Source organism: Mobiluncus curtisii ATCC 43063 (assembly GCF_000196535.1).
GTDB lineage: Bacteria > Actinomycetota > Actinomycetes > Actinomycetales > Actinomycetaceae > Mobiluncus > Mobiluncus curtisii.
Genome location: NC_014246.1, coordinates 721,893 through 743,813, shown reverse-complemented (window position 1 = coordinate 743,813; position 21,921 = coordinate 721,893). Strand labels below are relative to the sequence as shown.

General features: G+C 53.4%; 18 protein-coding genes and 3 tRNA genes. 8 read left to right on the top strand and 13 right to left on the bottom strand.

Annotated elements, in window-relative coordinates; genetic code table 11:
* Positions 1 to 6: 6 nt before the first annotated feature.
* The 8 genes from HMPREF0573_RS03180 to HMPREF0573_RS03145 form a co-directional block, all read right to left on the bottom strand.
* On the bottom strand, positions 7 to 861 hold the full coding sequence (locus tag HMPREF0573_RS03180; protein ID WP_041797920.1) for an FhaA domain-containing protein: 855 nt from the start codon (positions 859 to 861) through the stop codon (positions 7 to 9).
* Between the two features lie 102 nt (positions 862 to 963).
* Complete coding sequence (locus HMPREF0573_RS03175; protein WP_004007858.1) at positions 964 to 1,737, bottom strand: methionine ABC transporter permease; 774 nt, start codon at positions 1,735 to 1,737, stop codon at positions 964 to 966.
* Positions 1,738 to 2,787: a methionine ABC transporter ATP-binding protein gene (locus HMPREF0573_RS03170; RefSeq protein WP_004007859.1), complete on the bottom strand. Its 1,050-nt coding sequence runs from the start codon at positions 2,785 to 2,787 to the stop codon at positions 1,738 to 1,740. It abuts the gene before it with no gap.
* Positions 2,788 to 2,949: 162 nt separating this feature from the next.
* Positions 2,950 to 3,022 (bottom strand) — tRNA-Arg (locus HMPREF0573_RS03165).
* 81 nt (positions 3,023 to 3,103) lie between these two features.
* Complete coding sequence (locus tag HMPREF0573_RS03160; RefSeq protein ID WP_004007860.1) at positions 3,104 to 3,703, bottom strand: sugar O-acetyltransferase; 600 nt, start codon at positions 3,701 to 3,703, stop codon at positions 3,104 to 3,106.
* Between the two features lie 115 nt (positions 3,704 to 3,818).
* Complete coding sequence (locus tag HMPREF0573_RS03155) at positions 3,819 to 4,565, bottom strand: sulfite exporter TauE/SafE family protein (protein WP_004007861.1); 747 nt, start codon at positions 4,563 to 4,565, stop codon at positions 3,819 to 3,821.
* Between the two features lie 142 nt (positions 4,566 to 4,707).
* Positions 4,708 to 6,129, bottom strand: a complete 1,422-nt coding sequence (locus tag HMPREF0573_RS03150; protein ID WP_004007862.1) for a gluconokinase — start codon at positions 6,127 to 6,129, stop codon at positions 4,708 to 4,710.
* Between the two features lie 64 nt (positions 6,130 to 6,193).
* A complete protein-coding gene (locus HMPREF0573_RS03145; protein WP_004007863.1) occupies positions 6,194 to 7,168 on the bottom strand; it encodes a phosphoglycerate dehydrogenase in 975 nt (324 codons plus the stop codon).
* Between the two features lie 293 nt (positions 7,169 to 7,461).
* On the opposite strand from HMPREF0573_RS03145, the gene HMPREF0573_RS03140 reads away from it, so the two are divergent.
* From HMPREF0573_RS03140 to gndA, 4 genes are read left to right on the top strand one after another with little or no spacing between them, the layout of a single operon-like run.
* Complete coding sequence (locus tag HMPREF0573_RS03140; RefSeq protein ID WP_004007864.1) at positions 7,462 to 8,868, top strand: GntP family permease; 1,407 nt, start codon at positions 7,462 to 7,464, stop codon at positions 8,866 to 8,868.
* Between the two features lie 20 nt (positions 8,869 to 8,888).
* Positions 8,889 to 9,656: an SDR family oxidoreductase gene (locus tag HMPREF0573_RS03135; RefSeq protein ID WP_004007865.1), complete on the top strand. Its 768-nt coding sequence runs from the start codon at positions 8,889 to 8,891 to the stop codon at positions 9,654 to 9,656.
* Between the two features lie 30 nt (positions 9,657 to 9,686).
* Positions 9,687 to 10,727 carry a zinc-binding dehydrogenase gene (locus tag HMPREF0573_RS03130; protein ID WP_013188870.1) on the top strand — a complete coding sequence of 347 codons (1,041 nt, stop codon included), beginning with the start codon at positions 9,687 to 9,689 and terminating at the stop codon, positions 10,725 to 10,727.
* A gap of 6 nt (positions 10,728 to 10,733) precedes the next feature.
* The gene (gene gndA, locus HMPREF0573_RS03125; RefSeq protein WP_004007867.1) at positions 10,734 to 12,173 is read left to right on the top strand and encodes an NADP-dependent phosphogluconate dehydrogenase; all 1,440 of its coding nucleotides are present in this window, start codon (positions 10,734 to 10,736) and stop codon (positions 12,171 to 12,173) included.
* Between the two features lie 64 nt (positions 12,174 to 12,237).
* On the opposite strand, the gene eda is transcribed toward gndA, so the two are convergent.
* The gene (gene eda / locus HMPREF0573_RS03120; RefSeq protein WP_013188869.1) at positions 12,238 to 12,864 is read right to left on the bottom strand and encodes a bifunctional 4-hydroxy-2-oxoglutarate aldolase/2-dehydro-3-deoxy-phosphogluconate aldolase; all 627 of its coding nucleotides are present in this window, start codon (positions 12,862 to 12,864) and stop codon (positions 12,238 to 12,240) included.
* A 304-nt stretch (positions 12,865 to 13,168) separates the two neighbouring features.
* Positions 13,169 to 13,253: transfer RNA gene (locus HMPREF0573_RS03115), tRNA-Ser, on the bottom strand.
* Between the two features lie 94 nt (positions 13,254 to 13,347).
* Between HMPREF0573_RS03115 and HMPREF0573_RS03110 the strand changes: the two genes are divergently transcribed.
* Positions 13,348 to 13,436, top strand: a tRNA-Ser gene (locus tag HMPREF0573_RS03110).
* Between the two features lie 144 nt (positions 13,437 to 13,580).
* Positions 13,581 to 15,002 (top strand): pyruvate kinase, encoded by a 1,422-nt coding sequence (gene pyk, locus HMPREF0573_RS03105; RefSeq protein WP_004007869.1) that lies wholly within the window; start codon positions 13,581 to 13,583, stop codon positions 15,000 to 15,002.
* Between the two features lie 121 nt (positions 15,003 to 15,123).
* Here the strand turns inward: pyk and HMPREF0573_RS03100 are convergent, their stop codons facing one another.
* The 3 genes from HMPREF0573_RS03100 to serS all read right to left on the bottom strand — a co-directional run bounded on the left by HMPREF0573_RS03100 (position 15,124) and on the right by serS (position 18,835).
* Positions 15,124 to 16,452, bottom strand: coding sequence for an AGE family epimerase/isomerase (locus tag HMPREF0573_RS03100; protein ID WP_236589745.1), 1,329 nt, complete (start codon positions 16,450 to 16,452; stop codon positions 15,124 to 15,126).
* A gap of 177 nt (positions 16,453 to 16,629) precedes the next feature.
* Positions 16,630 to 17,499, bottom strand: coding sequence for an HAD hydrolase family protein (locus tag HMPREF0573_RS03095; RefSeq protein ID WP_004007871.1), 870 nt, complete (start codon positions 17,497 to 17,499; stop codon positions 16,630 to 16,632).
* A 46-nt stretch (positions 17,500 to 17,545) separates the two neighbouring features.
* The gene (serS, locus tag HMPREF0573_RS03090; protein ID WP_036325075.1) at positions 17,546 to 18,835 is read right to left on the bottom strand and encodes a serine--tRNA ligase; all 1,290 of its coding nucleotides are present in this window, start codon (positions 18,833 to 18,835) and stop codon (positions 17,546 to 17,548) included.
* A 351-nt stretch (positions 18,836 to 19,186) separates the two neighbouring features.
* Here serS and HMPREF0573_RS03080 point away from each other — a divergent pair, with 351 nt between their 5' ends.
* Complete coding sequence (locus HMPREF0573_RS03080; RefSeq protein ID WP_244855371.1) at positions 19,187 to 19,774, top strand: hypothetical protein; 588 nt, start codon at positions 19,187 to 19,189, stop codon at positions 19,772 to 19,774.
* Positions 19,775 to 19,842: 68 nt separating this feature from the next.
* Entirely contained in the window at positions 19,843 to 21,909 is a 2,067-nt protein-coding gene (locus HMPREF0573_RS03075; protein WP_236589747.1) for a hypothetical protein, read from the top strand.
* Positions 21,910 to 21,921 lie beyond the last annotated feature (12 nt).

Genomic DNA, 21,921 nt, shown 5'->3' with positions numbered 1-21,921 from the left:
CTAGTCTCACGATTCTCGCGGTGAGGCGGCTTGTCGCCAGAAAATCATTTTGACCCGACCTGCCGTCACTACGTTGCGATCCAAGAGAGTTGCCTCGTTGACGCGGTTGCCCTCTACAAAAGTTCCATTCGTGGAGCCCAAATCGCGTAGCACGTAGTTAGTGCCGACCTGGACGATTTCAAAATGTTGATGGGACACTCCAGAATCGTTCAATGTGATGTCCACATTGTGTCCCCGTCCCACCACAGTACGTTCTCCCACCAGCAGGTAGGTTTGTCCCCCTACTACTTCCAACAACGGCTTTTGCTCATGCCTCGCCAAAAGTTCGGATTCCGCAGGATTGGTTGTGTCACTGAGGTGTGCTGGGGCAGCAGGAGCAGCGGATTCCAGTGGTTTCCACGCCAATTCCTCTCTGGCGGGCGCTTGCGTTGGTGCGGGGCGCGGCTCGAGATTGGCAGAGGAGGGTGGTACTGCTGACTGAGCTGGCGTTCCTGGTTCCATGCTGGAGACTGGACGTGCCCCGGAGACGGAACGAGCCCTGACTTCCAAGCGACGCTGTTCCGGATTCAGCGGGGTAAATTCGACATACACCGAACCGGTCAAAGAGTAATTCTGCTCAGTGGCGTAAGCGTTGGCGTCGCGCACAAATTCTTGCAACAAGGCTTCTTTACCCCACTGTTCAAAGGCGGCATCAGTTTCTGGGGTGAGGGAAATCTCAAAATAATTAGGTGCCACTGTGCGTTCGCGAGACATCGGGGTAGCGCCTCGATCCATGGCTTGGCGGATGGCCTGAGTCACGTCTATAGGTTTGTCCGTACCGGAACGTTGCAGTTTGGATTTCACGCGGTCAAAGAACTCCAAAACCCCCTCCTTCCTCAGGGACGCCAACAGTTAAGACAGTCTGGGGCAATTCTAATGGCAGAACCAGTGTAATTCGTTATTGAACCATCGGACCAGGAATTTTTAGCGGTGATCCACGACCCTGGTAAAGAAGTCTCCAATGGCCTGCAAAACAATGACGATAACGCCGATAACGATGAGCGAAACCAGCAGAGTATCGGCTTGGTAACGCGAGTAGCCATAATTAATTGCCAGAGAGCCCAAGCCTCCCCCACCAAAAGCCCCGGTAATCGCGGAATAGCCGATGATGGTGATGACCAGCACGGTCGTGGATTGAATCAAGGCGGGAAGTGCTTCGCGGACCTGTACGCCCCACATGATTTGGCGGCGGCTGGCACCCATCATTTGGGCGGCTTCAATCTTGCCGGCATCCACACCCATGATGTTGGATTCAACCAGACGAGCAAAGAAAGGCGTGGCGCCGACAATTAGCGGGACACAGGCAGGTTGCCAGCCGATTGTGGTTCCTACCACCAGGCGCGTAAACGGGAGAATGAACACTGCCAAAATTAAGAACGGGAGGGAGCGTCCCAGGTTCACGATGAATCCCAAAATCCGATTCACTGTGGCATTGGGGGTCAAACCGGTTTTCGCTGTGGAAACCAGAAACAGCCCCACTGGCAGACCAAATAGCACTGTAAACAGAGACGATACGACGGTCATTGCCAGGGTCTCCAGGGTGGCAGGAAGCATCTCTCGCGTGATTGCGGGGTTGTCAAACCAAGTTGGATCTCCAGGTCCAGCGGGAACAATAGATTGTGCTGATGCCGCGACAAAGTTCACCTGGTTTACTAAATCAGCGTTGTAGGGCAGCAGGGTGGGCAGGAGTTCCAGCATTTAGATTTCCTCCTCCGAGTTCAAAGCATCTCCCGGTCTGACGTTCGCATACACACCCTTGGCTCGCATCGCTGCAATCAGACCATTCATGTTTTCCGCCGAAACCGCTAAAGCTAGCCGTCCGACCTGGGTATTTCCTACAGTTTCAAACGTTCCGGCGGCAATATCCGCCCCTGCAGCAGCAACCATAGACATCACTGCAGACCCGGTAGGCTTGCCCGGATTGGAGTTGAAGGCAATGTCCACCAGCGTCGCCGGTTTACCGTTCAGCACCGGCTTGCTCTTAACTTGCGGTCGGGGAACCAAGTCAAGCGCTAAACGGCTTTCTGGCTCGGTCAAGATGTCCTCAACTGTGCCGGTTTGGATAATCTTGCCATGTTCCAGCAGAGTGACGGAATCACAAATTTCGCGCACCACCGCCATCTCGTGCGTAATAATCACCACGGTGACCCCCAAACTTTCGGAAAGGTCACGAATCAGATGCAGGACCTGACTGGTGGTTTCTTGATCTAGCGCCGAAGTTGGTTCATCACATAACAGAACCTGAGGACTGGTGGCCAGACCACGAGCAATGCCGACCCGTTGCTTTTGACCTCCGGAAAGCTGGGAGGGATAGGACGAGGCGCGTTCCTCCAGACCTACCAAGCGCAGTAGCTCCATGACTTTTTCCTTGCGCTTGCCGTGGGGTACACCAGACAGATAGAGAGGATAGGCGACATTTCCCGCTGCCGTGCGTGAATCCAGCAGGTTCGCAGCCTGGAACACCATCCCAATCTTGCGTCGTGCTTGACGCAATTCCGCCTCGCTCAAGGCGGTCATTTCTTGACCTTCAAGAGTGATGGAACCTGTGGTGGGTTTCTCCAACGCAGTCAAGCAACGAATTAAGGTGGATTTGCCGGCACCGGATTGTCCGACGATGCCGTGAATGGAACCTTTGCCTATGGTCAAGTCAATGTTGTCCAGGGCATGAACGGTTCCGTCCGCAGCGGACTTCACATTATAAATTTTACTAACCCCGCTCAGGGTAATCATCGGCTCGCTTGTTTTCATCGCCTTATACCTTATCGGATTTTGTGGTAGTCCCCGCAATAGCGTCCGTCTAGGGCTGATGGATGGCAAGTGAGCCTGTCAGCCCGAGGTCTCCGGCACTAATCGAGGGCGTTAAATGAGTCTTCCCCGGTCCGCTGGATCGCAGCGGATTCCGGGGAACAGCGCGCCCGAAGGGACTCGAACCCCCAACCTTCTGATCCGTAGTCAGATGCTCTATCCATTGAGCTACGAGCGCTTCGGTCATTAAGTTTAGCCCCAACCTACGCGATTCCCCAAATCGGCATTCTCCGGGCAAAAAATGTAGAGAAATCTGGCTTTATTCAAAGCGATTCCAAGAAGTCAGTTTGTCGGCATCGGTGATTTCCCGCAATACTCGGCAGGGGTTACCGAGGGCTACGCAGTTATCGAGGATATCTTTAACGACGATACTGCCCGAACCGATGACCACGTTGCTGCCAATGCTCACCCCTGGCAGAACCTGTACAGCGGCTCCAATCCACACGTTGTCACCCACGGTAATGCTGTGGCCGTACTCCAAACCTTGGTTACGCCTCTCGTAGTCAATCGGGTGACCAGCTGTGTGAAACCCGCAGTTCGGAGCAATGAAAACATTGTCGCCGAAGGTAATTCGGGCACAATCCAACATCACCGTGTTGTGGTTGGCGTAAAAGTTTTCCCCGATTTCTATGTTGTAGCCGTAGTCACACCAAAACGGGGCGGTTATGGTGAAATGTTGCCCGGTTTTGCCCAAGAGTTCCCGCATCAGCAGGTGTTGGGCGTCGTGGCCAGAAGGTCGAATTTGGTTGTATTCCAGGCACAAGTCTTTGGCATAATCCCTTTCACGGCAAAGGGTGGGGTCTCGGTCTGCTTTGTAGAGCATCTGATTCAGCATTTTTTCTTTTTCAGTTAAATTCACCAGAACTCCTTTGTGCTGGGCGGATAGATTGACAGGCTGTCGTGGTGAACGATTCTGTGCCTACAGTGTAGAGCACCCGCAGAACCGAGAACGAGACCACACCGGTCTTGTGACATTAGGGCAGACCGGGAAAGCACACGCTGATGATGACCCGCAGAGCCCCAAATGTTGCCAGCGCCAATGCTAAGTTACGAGCCCACTGGGGTTTGACGAATTTTTTCAGCCACCGCGCAACGACGGTGCCGACCAGGATAGCCCCCAAGATAGCGGCAATCGTGGGTGCGGGCAGGGAAGTGAGCACGGCGTTTTGCCCACCAAACCAGACTTTGCTGGTGACCACAATGACGTTGAAACACAGGAACAGTGGCTGCAAAGTAGCCGCAAATTCTCGCTGTGTCCACCGGGTAGTTTGCGAGTAAGCAGCCATAACCGGTCCAGATTGAGCTACCAGGGCACTCATCATGCCCCCCAGAAAACCAAAAATCAGAGACCCCGAAAATACCGGTATTGCCCGAAAACGAGGCGCAAAAATGGAAAAGAACACCATGGCCAGCATGATGATTCCCACAAAAATTGAGAAAGTCCGATCCGGTACGAACCGCAGTGTGACGACGGTAGCGAACAGCGCCGGCAGAGCGCTGAACATCAACAGGCGAAAACGATACCAGTTAATATCCCGAAAACCGGTCACGAACAGCAGCAACGTAACTAAGCCACCGCAAATATTTCCCCACAAGATTCCATAGTGAGCACCCGCTGCCACCACCAAAACCGGGACGGCAATCATGCCAAAACCCATCCCAGCCAAGCCTTGTACGCAGGTACCCAGTAAAACTACCGCAGTCAGGAGGACCAATTCCATTACTTCACTATATCCCCTGTCACCGGACCTCCATCAGGGCCCTTGATTACAGCTGTGGGAATCCGAGTGGACGGGTACACGATACGATACAAGGTCGGGAACATATCAAAAGTTAGAAATCTGTGCGAACCAGCTGGAGGCGTTACCGATTGGCGTTATCGCGGTAAGCCTCCAGATAGCGTTGATATTTCTGATCCATGATTTCCGCATATTCTTCCTGTGGGACGATTTCCTCACCCACCGGAGGCTCGTAATCCTCCAAAGAGAGGGTGTTATCCAGCAGGTACGCCCCCCATAAGGCGGCTCCCATCATGGAGTTTTGTTTCACTAGGCAGGGAGTCAGGGTGTGTCCAAACACGTTAGCTGCCAACTGGGACCAGATGTTGGTGTGGAGGATTCCCCCCGAGATGAGGATGCGCTCAGGTTCTCCGTTCAGTTTGGTTATGGCGTCGTAACACTGTTTAAGGTTAAACAACACCCCTTCCAACACGGCTTGGTAAGTCTGCTTGAAATCGTGTTTCGAGGTCATACCCACGAAACCGCCCTTGCGTTTATCTCCCCAGCCGGGATTACGTTCTCCAAAAATGAAGGGGAGAAAGATTGGTGTATCGGCAGCGTAATCCATTCCCGCTTCGAGTTCATCGTAAGTGGTAGGGCGCAGCGATAAACCTTTAAACCAATCCACCGTGTTGCAGGCACCCGCTGTTGCGGCCCCGGAAATCCAACTCTTGGGTCCGATGTAGCACCAGGTAGACATATCCGGGTGGAATTGTGGTTGCGGAGACGTGACTCGCAAAGCTCCGGACGTCCCCACTGACAGCGTCATTTGCCCTTCACGCAAGGCGCCCGAACCAAGCTGATTTAGAGACCCATCGGACATGGCGGGAACCACAGGAATTCCTGCCGGCAAACCCAAACTGGCGGCAGCTTGGGCAGAAAGTGGCGCGTGATAGTCGTTATCGACAATTTCCGGAAGCTGCGAAGGCTCGAGATTAATCACCGCTAACAGCTTCGGATCATATTCTCCCGTGGTGATATTAACCAGTCCGGAACCGGACGCCATACAGCGAGACACTTTGATGTTCCCGGTCAAGCGGTAGAAGTTATAGGTGGCTTGACCCATGGTGATGTAGGTAGAAATGTTGTATCCCTCTTCCTTAAGGAAAGCAAGCTTAAAGAAGGGATAGATGGCGTTGGGATAGCCCCCGGTGAGATTATAATAATCCCTGGTCAGCTGGGGTTTGCGGCGGAAAGCCTCAGCCTGATCAGAAGCCTTGGTGTTTGACCACTGCATGATGGGGGTCACCGGATCCAAATTGGAGTTGAACAATCCTACGGAATGCCATACCCCAGAAAGCACGATGATGTCGATGTCGGTCCTCCCGCGCAAGAGTTTTTTGGCTACCGCTAGGCTCGCTTCGTAAACCACCATGGGATCATGCTGGGTCAAATCGTTACCCATGGGCGGATAGAAAGAATTTTCGACAGTGAAATCTTTCTTTTCCGTGTCATAAATCATCGCTTTGGCTGAACTGGTCGATGATTCAATCACTAAAACATTCATCGCGCACTCCTAAAGGTCACGGCTGATTTCAGTATATCGGCAGTCGTTAGCGCGGTGTTCAGATTCAGGAAACCGCCTCAGCAGCCAGATTAGTTACCGATTCTCCTGCTAAAGCCCGCAAGAGATTGTCTACTGCGCCCCTCGCCATGCGGATTCGACTTTGCACCGTTTGCGCGCCACTGTGCGGAGTCGCGATGACATTCGAAAAGCGGAATAGCTCATGTTCAGGTGAGGGCGGTTCCTGCTCGTAGGCGTCCAAAGCAAGACCGGCGAGCTGACCGGCTTCCAGGGCCACGACGGCGGCGGACTCATCGATAATCCCCCCTCGTGAAGTATTAATCAAAAATGTGCCGGGAGACATGAGACGAAACATCGAGTCATCAAATAAATGCTCGGTCGCAGGCGTGAGAGGCAGGTGCAGCGAAATGAAATTGCTCTCACGCACCAGTTCAGCCAGCTCCACGCCTTGCACCGTCGGGTCGGTGTCAGGGTCGAAAAACGGGTCATAAACCAGCACTTTCATTTCCAGACCCGTGACCAGACGGCGCAGAGCCCGCCCGATGGAGCCGTATCCCACGATTCCCAAAGTAGCTTGAGATAACTCTGTGCCTACCACCCGCAACCATTGTCCCCGCCGTGTTGTTTCGTTCAACTGGGAGACGTGGCGTGCCAGGGTAAACATGCTGGACAACGCCATCTCGGCGACCGCGGTGGAATTGGCGCCTGGAGTGTTGGTTACGATGACTCCGTTGTCGCCCGCAGTGCGCAAATCGACCCGATCAACCCCCACGCCATACCGAGAAATCACTCGCAAGTCAGGGAGCTGATTTAAGACCGGCGTTGAAAAATCGTCCAAACCTGCCAAAACTCCCACGCAATCTCGCGCGGCTTTGACCAGCTGATCCGCGTCAAGTGGCTTGCCTGACTGGTTATAGGTGACTTCGTAGCCACTTTCTTCCAAGAGTTTGCGGGCAAACTTCAGTTCGGCAGAGGCAAAAGAGGTGGGGGTTACTAATAATTTTTGCAGGTTGTTCTTCATGGTGTTCTCCGTGTCGAGTCAGTAGCCCCAGTCCGTCGGGCATCTTAAAACATCCTAGTTCCATATTGTTTATTGCGGGTCTGTCCGCAGGATCTCTGTGAGTGCACGCGGTGGAAAGTCGCATTATCTGCACCTGGGCAGTTATTCCGACCCAAAGCATCACGCTTTACAGTAGACTTTTGGTACATATCCGCTGCTAGTCACCTACCAACAGAGCCTTTCGTGAGGATTATGGGGTGGTCCGGCGGTCAATAACAAGTGAGAGTTTGCTCTATGTTCAAAGGAGAGTTTAGATGCAACCATTTGAGATAGAAGGTTGGACCCAAACCATGGGGACATTACCGTTGCTCGGCATAGCGGTAGCTGCAATAGCCCTGATTTTGGTCCTGGTCATTGTATTCAGGCTTCATGCTTTTCTGACCTTGGTATTGGTCAGTTTCCTCACGGCTATCGCTACCGGTCTGCCCCTGGATTCAGTCGTGGGGGCGATGAAAGATGGCTTTGGAGGCACTCTTGCCTCAGTTGCGTTGCTGGTTGGCTTAGGTGCCATGCTCGGCAAGATGGTTGAGCAATCCGGAGGCGCAAAGGTACTGGCAGATGCCATGATAAATATCTTTGGTGAGAAACGTGCCCCTCTAGCTTTGGGCGTGGCGTCCCTGATTCTGGGCTTTCCTATCTTCTTTGATGCGGGCTTGATTGTGATGCTGCCGATTGTGTTCGCAGTTGCGAAACGCCTGAAGGGTTCGATTATTCTCTACGCGATTCCTACGGCTGCCGCTTTCTCAGTGATGCACGTATTCCTGCCGCCGCACCCCGGTCCTGTTGCCGCAGCCGAGTATTTCCATGCCAACATGGGTTTGGTGATGCTGCAAGGTTTCATCATCGTTATTCCGACTTTTATTCTCTCTGGTTATCTGTGGGCTAAATTCATCGCTCCGCGAGTCCAGGTTGAGGCTTCGCATGTGTTCGGGAACGTCTCGGATGATGAGCTTCCCGATAATCCCCCTTCGGTGGGCACAATCATCGCGTTGCTGCTGCTCCCGGTGCTGTTGATTTTCATGAACACCGGGTTCTCGACCCTGACTAAAGTGGGGATTGTCAGCGGTGACGCTGACTGGGTGAAGTTCCTCATCACTCTGGGCGATACCCCCATTGCGTTGCTGATTTCGACTCTGGTTTCGATTGCGGTTCTCGGTGGCAAAATCACTAAAGACAAAACCGTCCTCGAAAAGGTGGTTGATTCCGCGCTGGGACCGATTTGTTCGGTGGTGCTCATTACCGGCGCTGGTGGCATGTTCGGCGGGGTTCTGCGGGCTTCGGGAATCGGCGACGCACTGGCTAAATCTATGGATGATTTGGGTATTCCGCTCTTGCTGGCTGCGTACCTAATTGCGGTGGCTCTGCGTCTGGCACAAGGGTCTGCCACGGTAGCGCTGGTGACGGCGGCTTCACTGTTGGCGCCGGCGGTTGAACAGGCAGTATCCGCTGGTCAGCTTTCGCCGTGGGGTGTGGTCTGTATCACTATGGCTGCCTCCGCTGGTTCGGTGTTTGCTTCACACGTCAACGATTCTGGTTTCTGGCTGGTTGGTCGATTAACGGGCATGGATGTAAAGACCACTCTGAAGGTGTGGACCGTGCAACAGCTTCTCGAATCAGTTATCGGTTTCGCTATCGCGGCGTTGCTCTTCATATTTGCCTAGAAAGCGGAGTCAGGAAAATCATGTGTAATTGGTTCGATATTTCTGGTCGAGCCGCCCTGGTCACCGGGTCCAACCGGGGACTAGGGCTGGCTCTGGCCACTGGATTAGCAAAAGCTGGGGCGCGGGTCACTTTGCAGGGTCGGGATGCCACGAAAGTTTCCCAAGCAGCCCAGCAGTTATCTGAGTCACTGGGAGTTCCGGTCGGGCACCTGGTTTTTGATGTCACTGATGCCCAGGAGGCCGAGCAGGTCCTCAATGACTTTATGGACAGTGAGGGCACACCAGACATTCTGGTCAACAACGCTGGCATCCAGCGTCGTCACCCCATCACCGAGTTCCCTACTGAAGAATGGGACGCGGTCATCAGCACGAACCTTTCTTCTGTGTTTTATGTGACCAAACCCGTAGCGCAACGCATGGTGGAGCGAGGTAGTGGCAAGGTCATCATGGTCGGTTCCGTGCAGTCACGGCTGGCGCGACAGACCATTGCCCCATACTGCGCCTCTAAAGGCGGTGTCGCGATGTTTGCCCAAGGGCTTGCTGCGGATTTATCGCGCTACAACATTCAAGTCAATACGCTCTCTCCCGGATACTTCGCTACCGAGATGAACACGGACTTGTGGCAAGACCCGCAGTTCGATGCTTGGCTGAAAGCCCGTACTCCAGCTGGGCGTTGGGGAAAGTTCGACGAGCTAATGGGGACGCTCATATATCTGTCCTCGGAGGCGTCGAATTTTGTTACCGGACAAAATATTTTAGTCGATGGAGGAATGACCAGCGTGGTCTAGACCGGTCGAATGTCACAGGGAGGTAATCGGATGACTGAAATGAAACAAGTGCGTATCAACGCCAAGGAAGAAATGGAATCTTGTGGCGCACCTCGCCCGAAACCCGGTGAGGGTCAGGTCCTCGTGAGGGTAGCATGGGCGGGTATCTGTGGCTCGGATTTGCACTACTTTTTCGATGGACAAGTCGGCGCCTTTAAACTGCGTGAACCGTTGGTGCCGGGTCATGAAATTGTAGGCATCGTCGCCGAAGATCCGTCTGGGACCTATGCGCCAGGAACGCCGGTTACCCCTCATCCGGCCACCTTTGGTCAGCCCCAAGCTGCCTACAGTGATTCACCGCATCTGTGGCCTGGGGGAGCCTATCTCGGTTCGGCATCCACTTGGCCACACACCCAGGGAGGTATGAGCGAGTACATCTTGTTACGGCTGGACCAAATCCATGCTTTGCCGCCGAATTTGCCGCTCAAGCGCGGGGTGCTTACCGAGCCTTTGTGTGTCGGTTTACATGCCCTGCACCGGCTCCAGGCAGCTACCGGTTGGCAGGATTTGAAGGGTCGAAACGTGGCAGTGATTGGAGCGGGTCCGATTGGGCTGCTGGCTGCTGGTGCGGCAAAGAGCCTCGGGGCGACAGTTAGCTGTATTGACGTGCAGGACGCACCTTTGCGGCGAGCTCAAGCTCTGGGAGTTGACCAGGTATATAACTCGACTGTGACTGAACCCGAGGCGGGAACTTTCGACGCGGTTCTGGAATGCGCGGGCGTGTTCCCTGCCATTTCCCAAGCCTTCCAGATTTGCCGTCCTCGTGGCACGGTGGTGCAGGTGGGAATGGTTCCCGCGATAGATGGACCGGTGAATTTGGCACCGTTGACCTCCAAAGAAATCACATACTTGGGGACTTTCCGTTTCCTGGACGAAATCGATCAGGCTTTAGAAATCCTGGCTAATTCTCCGCAATTGGAATCCGTCATTACGCACGAGTTCAACGCCGACGAAGCTGAACGGGCATTCCACACTGCCAAAGACAGTGCTGCGTCCGGCAAGGTGATCGTCAACTTGTGGTTCGAGGAGTGAACACGAATGACAGGGAAGGCAGATGTGGCAGTAATCGGAACCGGTGTGATGGGTCGTTCTCTGGCGCGTAACTTCGCGCGTCACGGACACACCGTCGCCCTGTTTGACGTTGCTCCCGGACGGGCTGCTCAGGTAGCGCAAGAGCACAGTGCGGAAGGAAACTTTATCCCCGCCCAAGACCCGGCGGAGTTGGCCCAGTCGATGTCAACCCCACGGGTAGCAATTTTGCTGGTGCCAGCGGGAGAACCAACTGACCAGGCTATCGACATGCTCTGCGAAGTTTTTTCCGCTGGAGACATCATCGTGGACATGGGCAACTCTTTCTATGTTGACACCGAACGTCGGGAAAAGTTGGTTACGCAGCGAGACTTGCATTTTGTCGGCTGCGGAATTTCCGGTGGGGAATCCGGGGCTCTCAACGGGCCTGCCATCATGCCTGGTGGTGCCCAAAAGGCTTACGAGAGGCTCGGACCCCTGTTGGAATCTATTTCGGCTCAGTATCAGGGCGAGCCCTGCTGCACCTGGGTAGGTCCCGGCGGGGCGGGACACTATGTGAAAATGGTCCATAACGGGATTGAATATGCCGATATGGAGCTGCTCAGTGAGGCTTACCAGCTGTTGCGCTACCGAAACGGAATGAGCCCCAAGGAAATCAGCGAGGTGTTTTCTCGATGGAATGAGGGACCGCTGCATTCCTATCTGTTGGAAATATCTGCCGATATTTTGCAGCATACTGATGCAAAAACTCACCAGCCTTGCATCGACATTATTTGTGATGAGGCAGGTCAAAAGGGAACTGGCTCGTGGACAGTGCAAAACGCGTTGACGCTTGGGGCTGGCTCGACCATTATTGCGGCAGCTACTTTTGCTCGGGCAGTATCCTCGCAAAGGGTTCATCGTGACTTGGCGCGTGGGGTCTTAGGAGAGTGGGTTCCTGACACGGCACCTGGTGGGTCAGACTTACTGGATAATCTGGAAAAAGCCGTCTATGGAGCGAAAATCGTGGCGTACTCCCAAGGGCTATCTCAAATCAGGACCGCCTGTAAGGAATACGGTTGGACGGTCGACCTGGCTAAATTGGCGAGTATTTGGCGCGCCGGCTGCATTATCCAGGCGCAGCTCCTGCAAGACATTATGGAAACGTATCAGGATGGTGATTTTGACACCCCGCTGTTGCTGAAGCCAGCCATCAGCGCCGTGATTAAGGATGCTCTGCCTGCGTGGCGCGCTGTAGTCAGCGACTCCATCAAGGCAGGGATAGCCTTGCCTGCTCTCAGCGCTGGCTTGGCATACTTAGATTCCTTGCGTTGCCCATCTCTGCCGACGGCTCTGGTACAGGCTCAAAGGGACTTTTTCGGGGCCCATACCTATCGTCGGCGAGATTGCGAGGGAAGTTTCCATACCAGATGGGAGAACCCGCAACGTCCGGAGATAGCGCTTTCCTAATAGTAACGAGAAGTTAACGTGGTTCACCTATTTGGGGAATGTAATATGCAGTTCGGGGTGGTTTTCAGCGAGTTGCCGCAATCTCTAGGGTCGCAGCAGCCCGAGCGGTAATCTCGCTGAAATCACCCTGAGCAATGAGCTGTCTAGTGGCAATCCAAGAACCTCCGCAGGCTGCCACCTGTGGGTGAGCCAGATACTGTGCCAGATTTTCTATTGAGATACCACCGGTCGGGACAAACTGCATCTGCGGGAATGGGCCTGAAAGGGCAGAAATTACCGGCAGTCCACCGGAGGCTTCTGCGGGAAAAAACTTAACGTATCGCAAACCTGAGTTGAGGGCTTTCATCAGCCAAGAAGCATCGGTAGCGCCCGGCAAAACAGGCACTTTGTTAGCCTGGCAGTAATCCACAATGTCCTGATTGTAACCAGGCATGACCAAGTATTTGGCACCGGAGTCTACGGCAGTTCGAGCTTGATCCAGATTTGTGACGGTGCCCGCACCCACCAAAATATCGCTGTGCTGGGACATTTGCGCGATAGCTGAAGCTGCTGCAGTGGTACGGAAAGTTACTTCAGCTGTGGTGATACCTCCTGCCAGCAAAGCATCCGCTAAGGCGCCAGCGTCTTTTGCGTCATCCAGGACAACCACCGGAATGACCGGATTTCTCTTGATAACCGCATCTATATCCATCGTGATTCCTCCTGAGTCTCTTGAGCAGTTGCCAGCTGATTAATTGTTCTGACGAACGTAAATGTCAATAAGTGTTGGAACACTGCCCGCGTAAAAACCATCACTACGCATTTTAAGATTTTATGACCTGAAAAATGACCCTAATCATGCCAGAATACACAGGGCGAGGGTGTTGTTTTGTGGTGTTTCGCCTGAAACGACCAAGTGTGGTCGGTTCTTAACGGCTTCACTGTTTGTCGCGGCGACTCATGCAAGCGTTGCTTGCTGCCGCCCGCGCCGGTGAACCGGGGGTTCGAATCACTCGCGGAGGGCGAGGGATTCGAACCCCCGGTGAGTTTCCCCACAACGGTTTTCAAGACCGTCACATTCGGCCGCTCTGTCAGCCCTCCATGTGCGTTAAACGTGGTATTGATTCTATCAGGTGTGAGCTAAAGCGCCGACTTTTGGAAAATTCGATGAAATTTCGCTAGAGTTAAAACCCTTGGAGACGTGGCTGAGCGGCCGAAAGCGGCACCCTGCTAAGGTGTTAGGGGCTTTGCCCCTCGCAGGTTCAAATCCTGTCGTCTCCGCCAATCCCGCGTCACCTGGGGTGACGCGGGTCTTTTCATACTACTTGACGGTCTCAGTTCTTTTTCTTGGGGCGTCTGCCTCCTCAGTTCAATTGCAGATCGATAATTCCTTTCAGTTTTGCCGGAGATTCGAGATAGTCTTGGACTATGCGTCGTACCAAAATAGTCTGCACCCTCGGTCCAGCCACCAATTCGGAGGATCAGATTCGTTCCTTGATGCGAGCCGGAATGAATGTGGTGCGTATCAATCGTTCCCACGGCACTCAAGCTGAGGCGGCTGCGCAAATTAACTTAGTGCGCCGAGTTGAGAAAGAATTTGAATATCCTGTGGCTGTCCTGGTTGACTTACAGGGACCCAAAATTCGCCTGGGAACGTTCGTGAATGGTGTAGAAAATCTCCTTCCGGGTCAGGATTTCACCATTACCACCCGTGACGTCCCAGGGAATGCCAACATCGTCTCCACGACTTTCCAGGGGCTACCCGGTGACTGCCATCCCGGTGACGTGCTCTTGATTGACGACGGTAACGTGCAAGTTAGGGTCACTCGCGTTGAAGGCGAGGACGTAGTGACAAAAGTTGAGGTACCGGGAAAAGTATCGGACCATAAAGGGTTGAACCTGCCAGGTGTGGCCGTCTCCGTACCGGCTCTTTCCGAAAAAGACGAAGACGACTTACGCTGGGCGCTGACCCAGGACGTTGACTATATTGCTTTGTCATTTGTGCGTAGGGCAGATGACCTGGATGACGTACACCGAATTATGGATGAAGTCGGGCAGCGTATTCCGGTTATCGCCAAAATTGAAAAACCCCAGGCTGTAGATAATCTACCGGGGATTATTCATGCCTTTGATGCCATTATGGTGGCTCGTGGCGACCTCGGGGTGGAAATGCCACTGGAGGAACTTCCCACCGTTCAAAAGAGAGCGATTGAATTGTGCCGTGCGGAGGCTAAACCGGTAATAGTGGCGACTCAAGTGCTGGAATCTATGATTCATAATGCCCGTCCCACCAGGGCAGAAGCCTCAGACTGTGCCAATGCGGTGTGGGATGGGGCTAGCGCGGTCATGCTCTCAGGCGAGACAGCGGTGGGCTGCCATCCCATTCAATCCGTGGAAACGATGGCAAAAATTATCGAATCCGCCGAAGAGCTAGGTATGCGCCACTTCGCGAAACTTAAGGACGGCGACCTCGATTGGGAATCCATCATCGCGCGACATTCAGTATTGATTGCGAAGTCAACAAATTCTAAGTTCGTGGCGGCTTTCACAAATTCCGGAGCTACAGCTCACCGGCTAGCTCGGTTACGCTCCACGATACCTTTGTACGTGTTCTGCTACCACGAACGAGTCCGTCGTCGCTTAGCACTGGAATGGGGAATTCAAACCTATCCAATTAAGATGGCGCAGCGACTCTATCCGATGATTCATGATGCAGAAGATATTTTGCTCGAACGCGGTATAGCCGAACGAGATCAGGTTGCCGTGTTTGTCGGAGGTCTCCCCCCGGGGCAAGAAGGGAATACCAATTCTATCCGCTTGCACCGGGTCGGTTCCTACAAAGATGTTTGATTCCATTAATTGACGTGGTTGATGTAACTAACCCGCCGAAACGCAGCGAGATGCACAGCTTTTGCTGACCGGAACTGGTTAAAGCAACCGTGTGGCAGCTGGGGCGTAACGCTTACAATGGCTATTCCCACAGAGCCTTGTGGTGTTCGGCGCTAAGCGGATGATCTAAATTACCTTGGGCAATGGCGGCAGCCGCGGAAGGGGCATTCGGCAAACGCGGGGTCAACAGCACACTCACTGAATGATAGATATCGGGGGCTCCGGGCCATACGGTGTCATCTGGGAGGTTATTGGCATTGAGCTCCCCGACCCAGTAGCCGTCAGCATGAATGACGTATCCCTCCAAATAGTCCCACCAACGGTAGTAAAGCTCAAAGTAAGGCTCCAGTTCTTCCGCAGTGGCGCCCTGTTCACGTAACGCAAAAGCTAGGGATACTACAGCCTGGAGAGCTTCCGTAAGTACCCAAGTAAAGCGTTGACGCATCAAAGGTTTACCGTGATAGTCCACGGTAAAGGAAATTCCACTGTGACCGTCCTTGCACCATGAATCGGCAGCTGTCCGGTCAAAAATCTCTCGTGCTACTTGCAAATAATCTTGCGGTGGTTCGAGACCGTTCTTTTGTAAAGCGGCAGCTACCTGGACAATTCTTCGTGACCAGCCAAAATTGTGCCCGACATTGATTCCATAGGGTCGGCGCGGGTCGGCAGGGGTGCCGACATTGTAGTTTCGATCCAGATTCCAATCTCCATCGAAGTGCTCTGGAACGCGCCAATTATTGTTTCGCGCTTGCTCCATGGCAAAAGAAACAATCCGTGCAGCTCGTTCAATCCACTTTTTGTCTTGGGTGGCATTGGCTACGGAGAGGAATGCTGACACGGCGTGCAAGTTTGAGCTCATGCCGTGATAGTTCTCCATCTCAGAAAAGTCCCGCTTAAAGGTTTCGTTTACGCGACCGACTTCTTCGTTCCAAAAGTACTTCTCTTCGACTGTGATAGCTTGCTTCAACAGCTCTTTAGCACTGCTGACATGGGTTAACGAGGCGGCAGCGGCAGCTTCTAAAAGGTAGGACATAGCTCGCGCGCTTTTCCGATTCCCTTCTGTACCCGCAGGAATACCGGGCGCATTTGTTAACTTTTGGTGTTCTTGAATCGGTTCAATCAACGAAAACCAGCCGTCATAATCAGGGTCTTTGAATGCGTTGCTGATGGATTGAATTCCGTGTTCGCATCTACGCAGAGAACCGGGGATTCCCAATAGCGACGCGATGGCGTAAATGTAGGTGGATCGAGCTGTTAAATCCAGCTCCACAGGTTTCGTATCATCCACGCTGCCGTCACTACGAATGTACCCAAAACCGCCGTGAATGTAAGCATGTTGACCGTATTCCAGCACTGTTTGCATGTGATTTCCAAGCCAACGAACATGTTCCGTGGAATCGAATCTTGGCATTGCTAACCCTCCTCACGAGCCTTAGATACAAAATTTTACCCGTTGCTTTGCAAGTTTTTCGGATTTTGGTTGAATCTGCAACAGTTTCAATGAAGTGTGAGGCGATAGCTCATCCCCGGCTCGAGCGACTCACAATCAATGCGTGTTTGATGGGTTACCGGAGGGACAGTAAGGGTTTTATAGTCCCATTACTTGCGCGAGAGCTTCCAGAACTGCGCCCGCACCTTCTTTAGTGTCCGGCAGGGTAGTGGCGGCAGCGGCGGATTTCACTTCGGATCGGGCATTTCCCATGGCTACTCCGTAACCAGCAGTCTGCAGCAGGGGAATGTCGTTACCTCCGTCTCCGATGGCAATAGTGTGACCCAAGTCAACCCCTAAATTCTCGCATACAGTGGTAAGGCCACGACCTTTTGAGGTTCCCGGAGGATTGATGTCCAGCCAGGAACGCCACCCAATCGCGTGTTCCACCCCGGTAAAATCAATTCGCTTCATGGTCTGATGAAATTCCTCGTTGTGTAACCGGGGCTCACGAATCACCACTCGGGAGACTGGAGTCGCCAAAAGTGTATCGAGGTCTTGCACTTCCAGGGTTTCGCGCAGTTCTCCGGGCGGGAAACGCTTGGATACGCGAAAACCGAGAGGACTATCTTCCACGCCAATGCAGGCGTCGGGAAGAATCTGCAGCACCCGAGATACGATTGACCGAGGGTCGAAAGTGTATTGGTTGGTCAGAGTGTAACCGTCAGTTCGCGTATAGTGACCGACCAAGGAGCCATTAGCGCTGGCAATCCAAGCGCTTTCCAGTTCCAGCTCCTCCACCACTGGCAGGGTAGCGGGAACGGAACGTCCCGTGGTGATGCAGATATGAACTCCACCAAGTCGGAGCCGATCGGCGTATTCCTTCACTTTTGGATAGATTTGCTGTTCAGGGGTGACAATTGTGCCGTCAATATCCAGAGAGACTAACACCTCGCGGGGGTTATCGGGCAAGCCCATCAACCCCATCGCGATGGCGTGACGTGTAACCTGCTCGGCATACTCGCCCAAAAAAACCTCCGAAATTGGGTTAATTCCTGATAAAAAGCTAAATCACCTATTTACCTGGTTTACTGATAGGCTCCAATACTTCCAATCCACCGAGGTAGGGGCGCAATCCAGCCGGAACCCGCACGGAACCATCGGCTTGTTGATGGTTTTCTAAGATAGCCACAATCCAGCGTGTGGTTCCTAACGTCCCGTTCAAAGTGGCGCAGACCTGCGGTTTGCCTTCCGTGTCACGGTAACGAATCTGGAGGCGGCGAGCTTGGAAAGTCGTGCAGTTAGAGGTGGAAGTAACTTCCATAAATCGATTCTGGGTGGGCAGCCAAGCTTCGCAGTCAAACTTTTGCGCCGCACTGGAACCGAGATCCCCAGCCGCGGTATTGATAATCCGATAGGGCAGCTCCACCTTAGCGAGCATTTCGCGCTCCATGTTGAGCAGCTTTTGATGTTCCTCAACAGCGTCCTCCGGTTTGCAATACGAGAACATCTCGACCTTGTGGAACTGGTGGACGCGAATAATCCCGCGAGTATCTTTACCGTAGGAACCAGCCTCGCGCCTGAAACAAGCTGACCAGCCGGTGTAGCGTTTGGGACCGGCAGAAAGGTCGATAATCTCATTGGTGTGATAACCCGCTAGGGCGACCTCAGAAGTGCCGGTCAAATAAAGGTTATCGGCGGGAAGATAGTAAATTTCGTCCGAGTGTTCGCCCAGGAACCCCGTCCCACTCATCGTTTCTGGGGACACCATGCACGGTGTAATCATCGGGGTGAACCCGTGTGCAATCGCAGTGTCCAAGGCGGCGTTGAGAATAGCCAGCTCCAGGCGGGCACCCACGCCTTTCAAGTAATAAAAACGTGCTCCCGAGACTTTTGCCCCCCGGTCAGTGTCGATGGCATCCAAGCCGATGCCCAAATCCAAGTGATCTTGTGGAGTGAAACCCTCCGCGGTGAAATCGCGAATGGGTGCGCCTTCTTGGCTCAGCACTTCATAATCGTCTTCGCCGCCGGAAGGCACCCCGTCCAAAATCAGGTTTTCCAATACCATCGCGGCTTTCTTGGCTTCTTCTGCGGCTTGATTAGAGGCTTCTTCCAGAGCTTTGACGTTTTCGCTCAGCTTTTTTGCTTGTTCCAGCAGAGCGGGGCGTTCCTCTTTCGAAGCACTGCCAATCTGCTTGGAGAAAGCTTTTTGCTCGGCGCGCGCGGTTTCAAAAGCGGTTAGCGCCGCCCGACGTCGTTCATCAGCGGCTAGGGCCTGGTCTACAGTCGCGGGGTCGTTGCCTCGAGCTAACTGAGAGGCTCGCATCGGTTCCGGATTGTCTTTCATGGCACGCAAATCAATCATGTTTAAAGCATAACCGTTTTGCGCCGCATCTTTAGGTAACATCGCTTCTCTGGTGAACTCACACAGCGTGACGGGAGATAACCTCTTTCATTTGGGCTGCCGTAGCGAAATCCAGAATTCACCTTAGCGGCGAAGATTTAAAGAGACTTCGTGAGGAAAGATTTCTGGGTTGCTTGCGCGCTGAATGCCCCGAACTGTCTTCGGTCGTGACTCGTAAAGGACGTCGCGCTTTTGTCCTGGGTAGTGATGTTTCGGGAAAAATTAGGGAAATTGAGTTGATAGATGTGGTGCTGACGGGCTGTTGTCTGCAAATAATCATCGTGAAACAGGGCAATTTCGACAAAAATCGGTATGATTTTAACCATGCAGACAAAAGCCAAGCCCCCTAGTGCGCCTTCGCTCCCGATGCCGGGTCGTACAGGTAACGGTGCGCGTAAACCGATTAAGCGTTCGTATAAACCGCTTCCCACTACGCGTTACCTAGTCGCTGGCTTGACCGCGATTATTGTCAGCATGGGCTTGATTGCCGGGGCGATGAGCTCGACCAACACTTTTGACACCAGACCTTGGGATCCATCTCAAGAAATGCACTGGGATCCGTTCGAGCATCACATGATTGCTGGTTTGGATGTGGGCTCGCTCAGTGAGGCGGGGCGTCGTACTTCGGAGGCGATTAAACCAAAGAAGGGCGCAACTCCTACAGAAACAAAGACACAGACGGAGCCGGAGAAAACTCCTGAGGCGGGTGCGTCAGAGTCGCCGGCGCAACCAGAGAATCCTTCTTCCACTGTGGTACAGACTTTTGCGGTTCCGGGAGCACCTCAGGAACCGACCGCGTCTGAAGCCCCTGCAGGACCCCCGCCACCCGTGGCAATGGGTCCCACTTCTAAGGACTCTCCAGTTGACCGGGTTCACGAGGTTGCGGTCCCAAAAGCATAACTACCGGTGCGTCTTCATCTGTCCCCAGTCTGGGGGGTGGCTTCGGTCCGGTTGGCATGGCTCCCCAAGTGAGTCGCGCACCTCTGTTAGTGTTGTTGGGCGCACAATGGCGATGGGATGACAATTCCCTGGCAGACTCCGAGTTACGTCAGCTCCTGGAAAGCTCTACGCGTGCGAATTCAGTGGTGCGTACCAAAGCAAATACCACTAATCCGACTGCCGGATTTCGTGCTTTGGCTACGGGAAACCGCATGGGTACGAGTGCAGACGGATGGAGCTTGGGCGAGGCAGTGCTAGACTCCGGCGCGAACTTGCGTCTATTTGGCGACGGAGCTGCGGCTGGAATGGGGTTTATTCATCCCGGTTCGTCCGGAACTAAGCTTCCCGATTCTCTGATATTTTCGCCTGCCGCAAGTTATCGCGGTGCAAGCCCGGAAGTATTTGCTGATTTACTCAGTCAGGTCATGTCTCCCAGCACGGTAGTTGTGGTCGACATGAGGGTGTTTCCCCGTCATCTCCAGGCTCAAGTACTCCGTGCCGCCTGGCAGCGCGGTGACGATTTGGGCTGGAACACTATCATCGCCTCAATAGCAGATGATAAACCAGCAACAAATAAAGAATCTGATGTTTACCTAATTGACAATTCTGCGCCCCAAAAAACTATTGTCCCGCGAGGAAATCCCAGACTGCAGGTGTTCGCGGCTCGCGGTCCGCAGTTCGGGGACGGGGGTGCGGTTTCTGCTTCTACCCACCGGTCGGGATGGGTGCAAACTGCTGACTTAACTGCCACTATCTTGGATTATGTTGGTGCCGAAAAACCCATGTGGGTGCAAGGCTCCACTATCAGTACTGGGAATGCGGTCACCGTGAAGTTTCTCGCATCAGCAGCGCGACGAGCCGCAATGATTCGCAGCATCCAGATTTGGTTCCTTCCAAGTTTGGGAGTGGCAGTGGCGTTGCTGCTTATCGCCGCGGTTTGGACGTTGAATCGTCGCACTCATCCCCGGCTGGGCGAGAATTGGGCACAGCCCCGGATGTTACTGGGATTTTGGCGAATGACCGCAACCTTTGCCGCGCTTATCCCGGCAATGGCGTATTTGATGAATTTGGTGCCGTGGTGGGAACTCGGACCGGATGACACAGACGTAGCTGCCACCAGCTACCTGTGGCTAGGATGTCTGCTCCCGGTATTCCTGAGTGCCTTAGTAGTAATCGTCTGGAGTGCGCTGGGCTTAAATTCACTCCTCGGACCTCTCTTTATAATAAGCGTATCATCGCTGATAGTAGGGATACTTGACCCCTTAATTGGTTCCCCTATGGTGCTGGATTCTATTATGGGGCTGCAATCGACGGTCGGGGGGCGCTTCTTTGGCATTGATAATGTCATGTTCGCGGTCCTCGCCACCGGTGCGCTCACCTTGGCTACGGTCGTCTATGGGCTGGGAGAGGAACGCAAACAAACTAATATCTCGCAAAAGTCCTTAATATTAGTGTTGTCGCTCATGGCGAGTGCAATTGTTTTCTTAGATGCAGCACCGGGTTTAGGGGCAGATTTTGGGGGCACGCTGGCTCTGATTCCCGGTTTCGCCATCCTGTTCTTAAAATTCGACCGGAAACCTATCACAGTCCTGTCATCTGCGCTGATAGCCTTATCAACAATTTGTGTGGCAGCTATATTTGCTTATTTCGATTGGTTGCGTCCCGTTGCGGAACGGACCCATTTAGGTAACTTTATTGATACGCTCACTCAAGGTCGGGTGCTGCCGGTACTCCTCAACAAATCCACCATGGTGTGGAATGCGGGCTGGCCGGTATGGCTTATTATCTGCGTCATCCTGGCTATTTTGCTGGCTATGGGGATTATTTTGGCTCCGCTGTTCGCCAATATGCGCAATCCTTACCGCCGTGATTATGGCTGGTTATGGGGAAGTGTTGGTGCTAAACTCCATCCCGAAGGAATCACTTGGAATCACGCCGAAAGAGCCTTATTTATCGCATGGCTTACCACTATGGTGGTGGGAATGCTGCTTAATGATTCCGGAATTCTGCTGGGGCTGGCGGGAGCCGCCGTCATGTTCCCGGCGATTTTGGCTCAGGGATGTCACAAGTTTCTGATTGATCAACCTCAGCAATAACCGCTCAGTCCA

Coding starts and splice junctions, on each gene's coding strand:
- gndA (WP_004007867.1), top strand. CDS start 10,734: ATGACAGGGAAGGCAGATGTGGCAGTAATCGGAACCGGTGTGATGGGT.
- serS (WP_036325075.1), bottom strand. CDS start 18,835: ATGATTGATTTGCGTGCCATGAAAGACAATCCGGAACCGATGCGAGCC.
- HMPREF0573_RS03135 (WP_004007865.1), top strand. CDS start 8,889: ATGTGTAATTGGTTCGATATTTCTGGTCGAGCCGCCCTGGTCACCGGG.
- HMPREF0573_RS03145 (WP_004007863.1), bottom strand. CDS start 7,168: ATGAAGAACAACCTGCAAAAATTATTAGTAACCCCCACCTCTTTTGCC.
- HMPREF0573_RS03170 (WP_004007859.1), bottom strand. CDS start 2,787: ATGAAAACAAGCGAGCCGATGATTACCCTGAGCGGGGTTAGTAAAATT.
- HMPREF0573_RS03100 (WP_236589745.1), bottom strand. CDS start 16,452: ATGCCAAGATTCGATTCCACGGAACATGTTCGTTGGCTTGGAAATCAC.
- pyk (WP_004007869.1), top strand. CDS start 13,581: ATGCGTCGTACCAAAATAGTCTGCACCCTCGGTCCAGCCACCAATTCG.
- HMPREF0573_RS03130 (WP_013188870.1), top strand. CDS start 9,687: ATGACTGAAATGAAACAAGTGCGTATCAACGCCAAGGAAGAAATGGAA.
- HMPREF0573_RS03175 (WP_004007858.1), bottom strand. CDS start 1,737: ATGCTGGAACTCCTGCCCACCCTGCTGCCCTACAACGCTGATTTAGTA.
- HMPREF0573_RS03150 (WP_004007862.1), bottom strand. CDS start 6,129: ATGAATGTTTTAGTGATTGAATCATCGACCAGTTCAGCCAAAGCGATG.
- HMPREF0573_RS03080 (WP_244855371.1), top strand. CDS start 19,187: ATGATTTTAACCATGCAGACAAAAGCCAAGCCCCCTAGTGCGCCTTCG.
- HMPREF0573_RS03155 (WP_004007861.1), bottom strand. CDS start 4,565: ATGGAATTGGTCCTCCTGACTGCGGTAGTTTTACTGGGTACCTGCGTA.
- eda (WP_013188869.1), bottom strand. CDS start 12,864: ATGGATATAGATGCGGTTATCAAGAGAAATCCGGTCATTCCGGTGGTT.
- HMPREF0573_RS03140 (WP_004007864.1), top strand. CDS start 7,462: ATGCAACCATTTGAGATAGAAGGTTGGACCCAAACCATGGGGACATTA.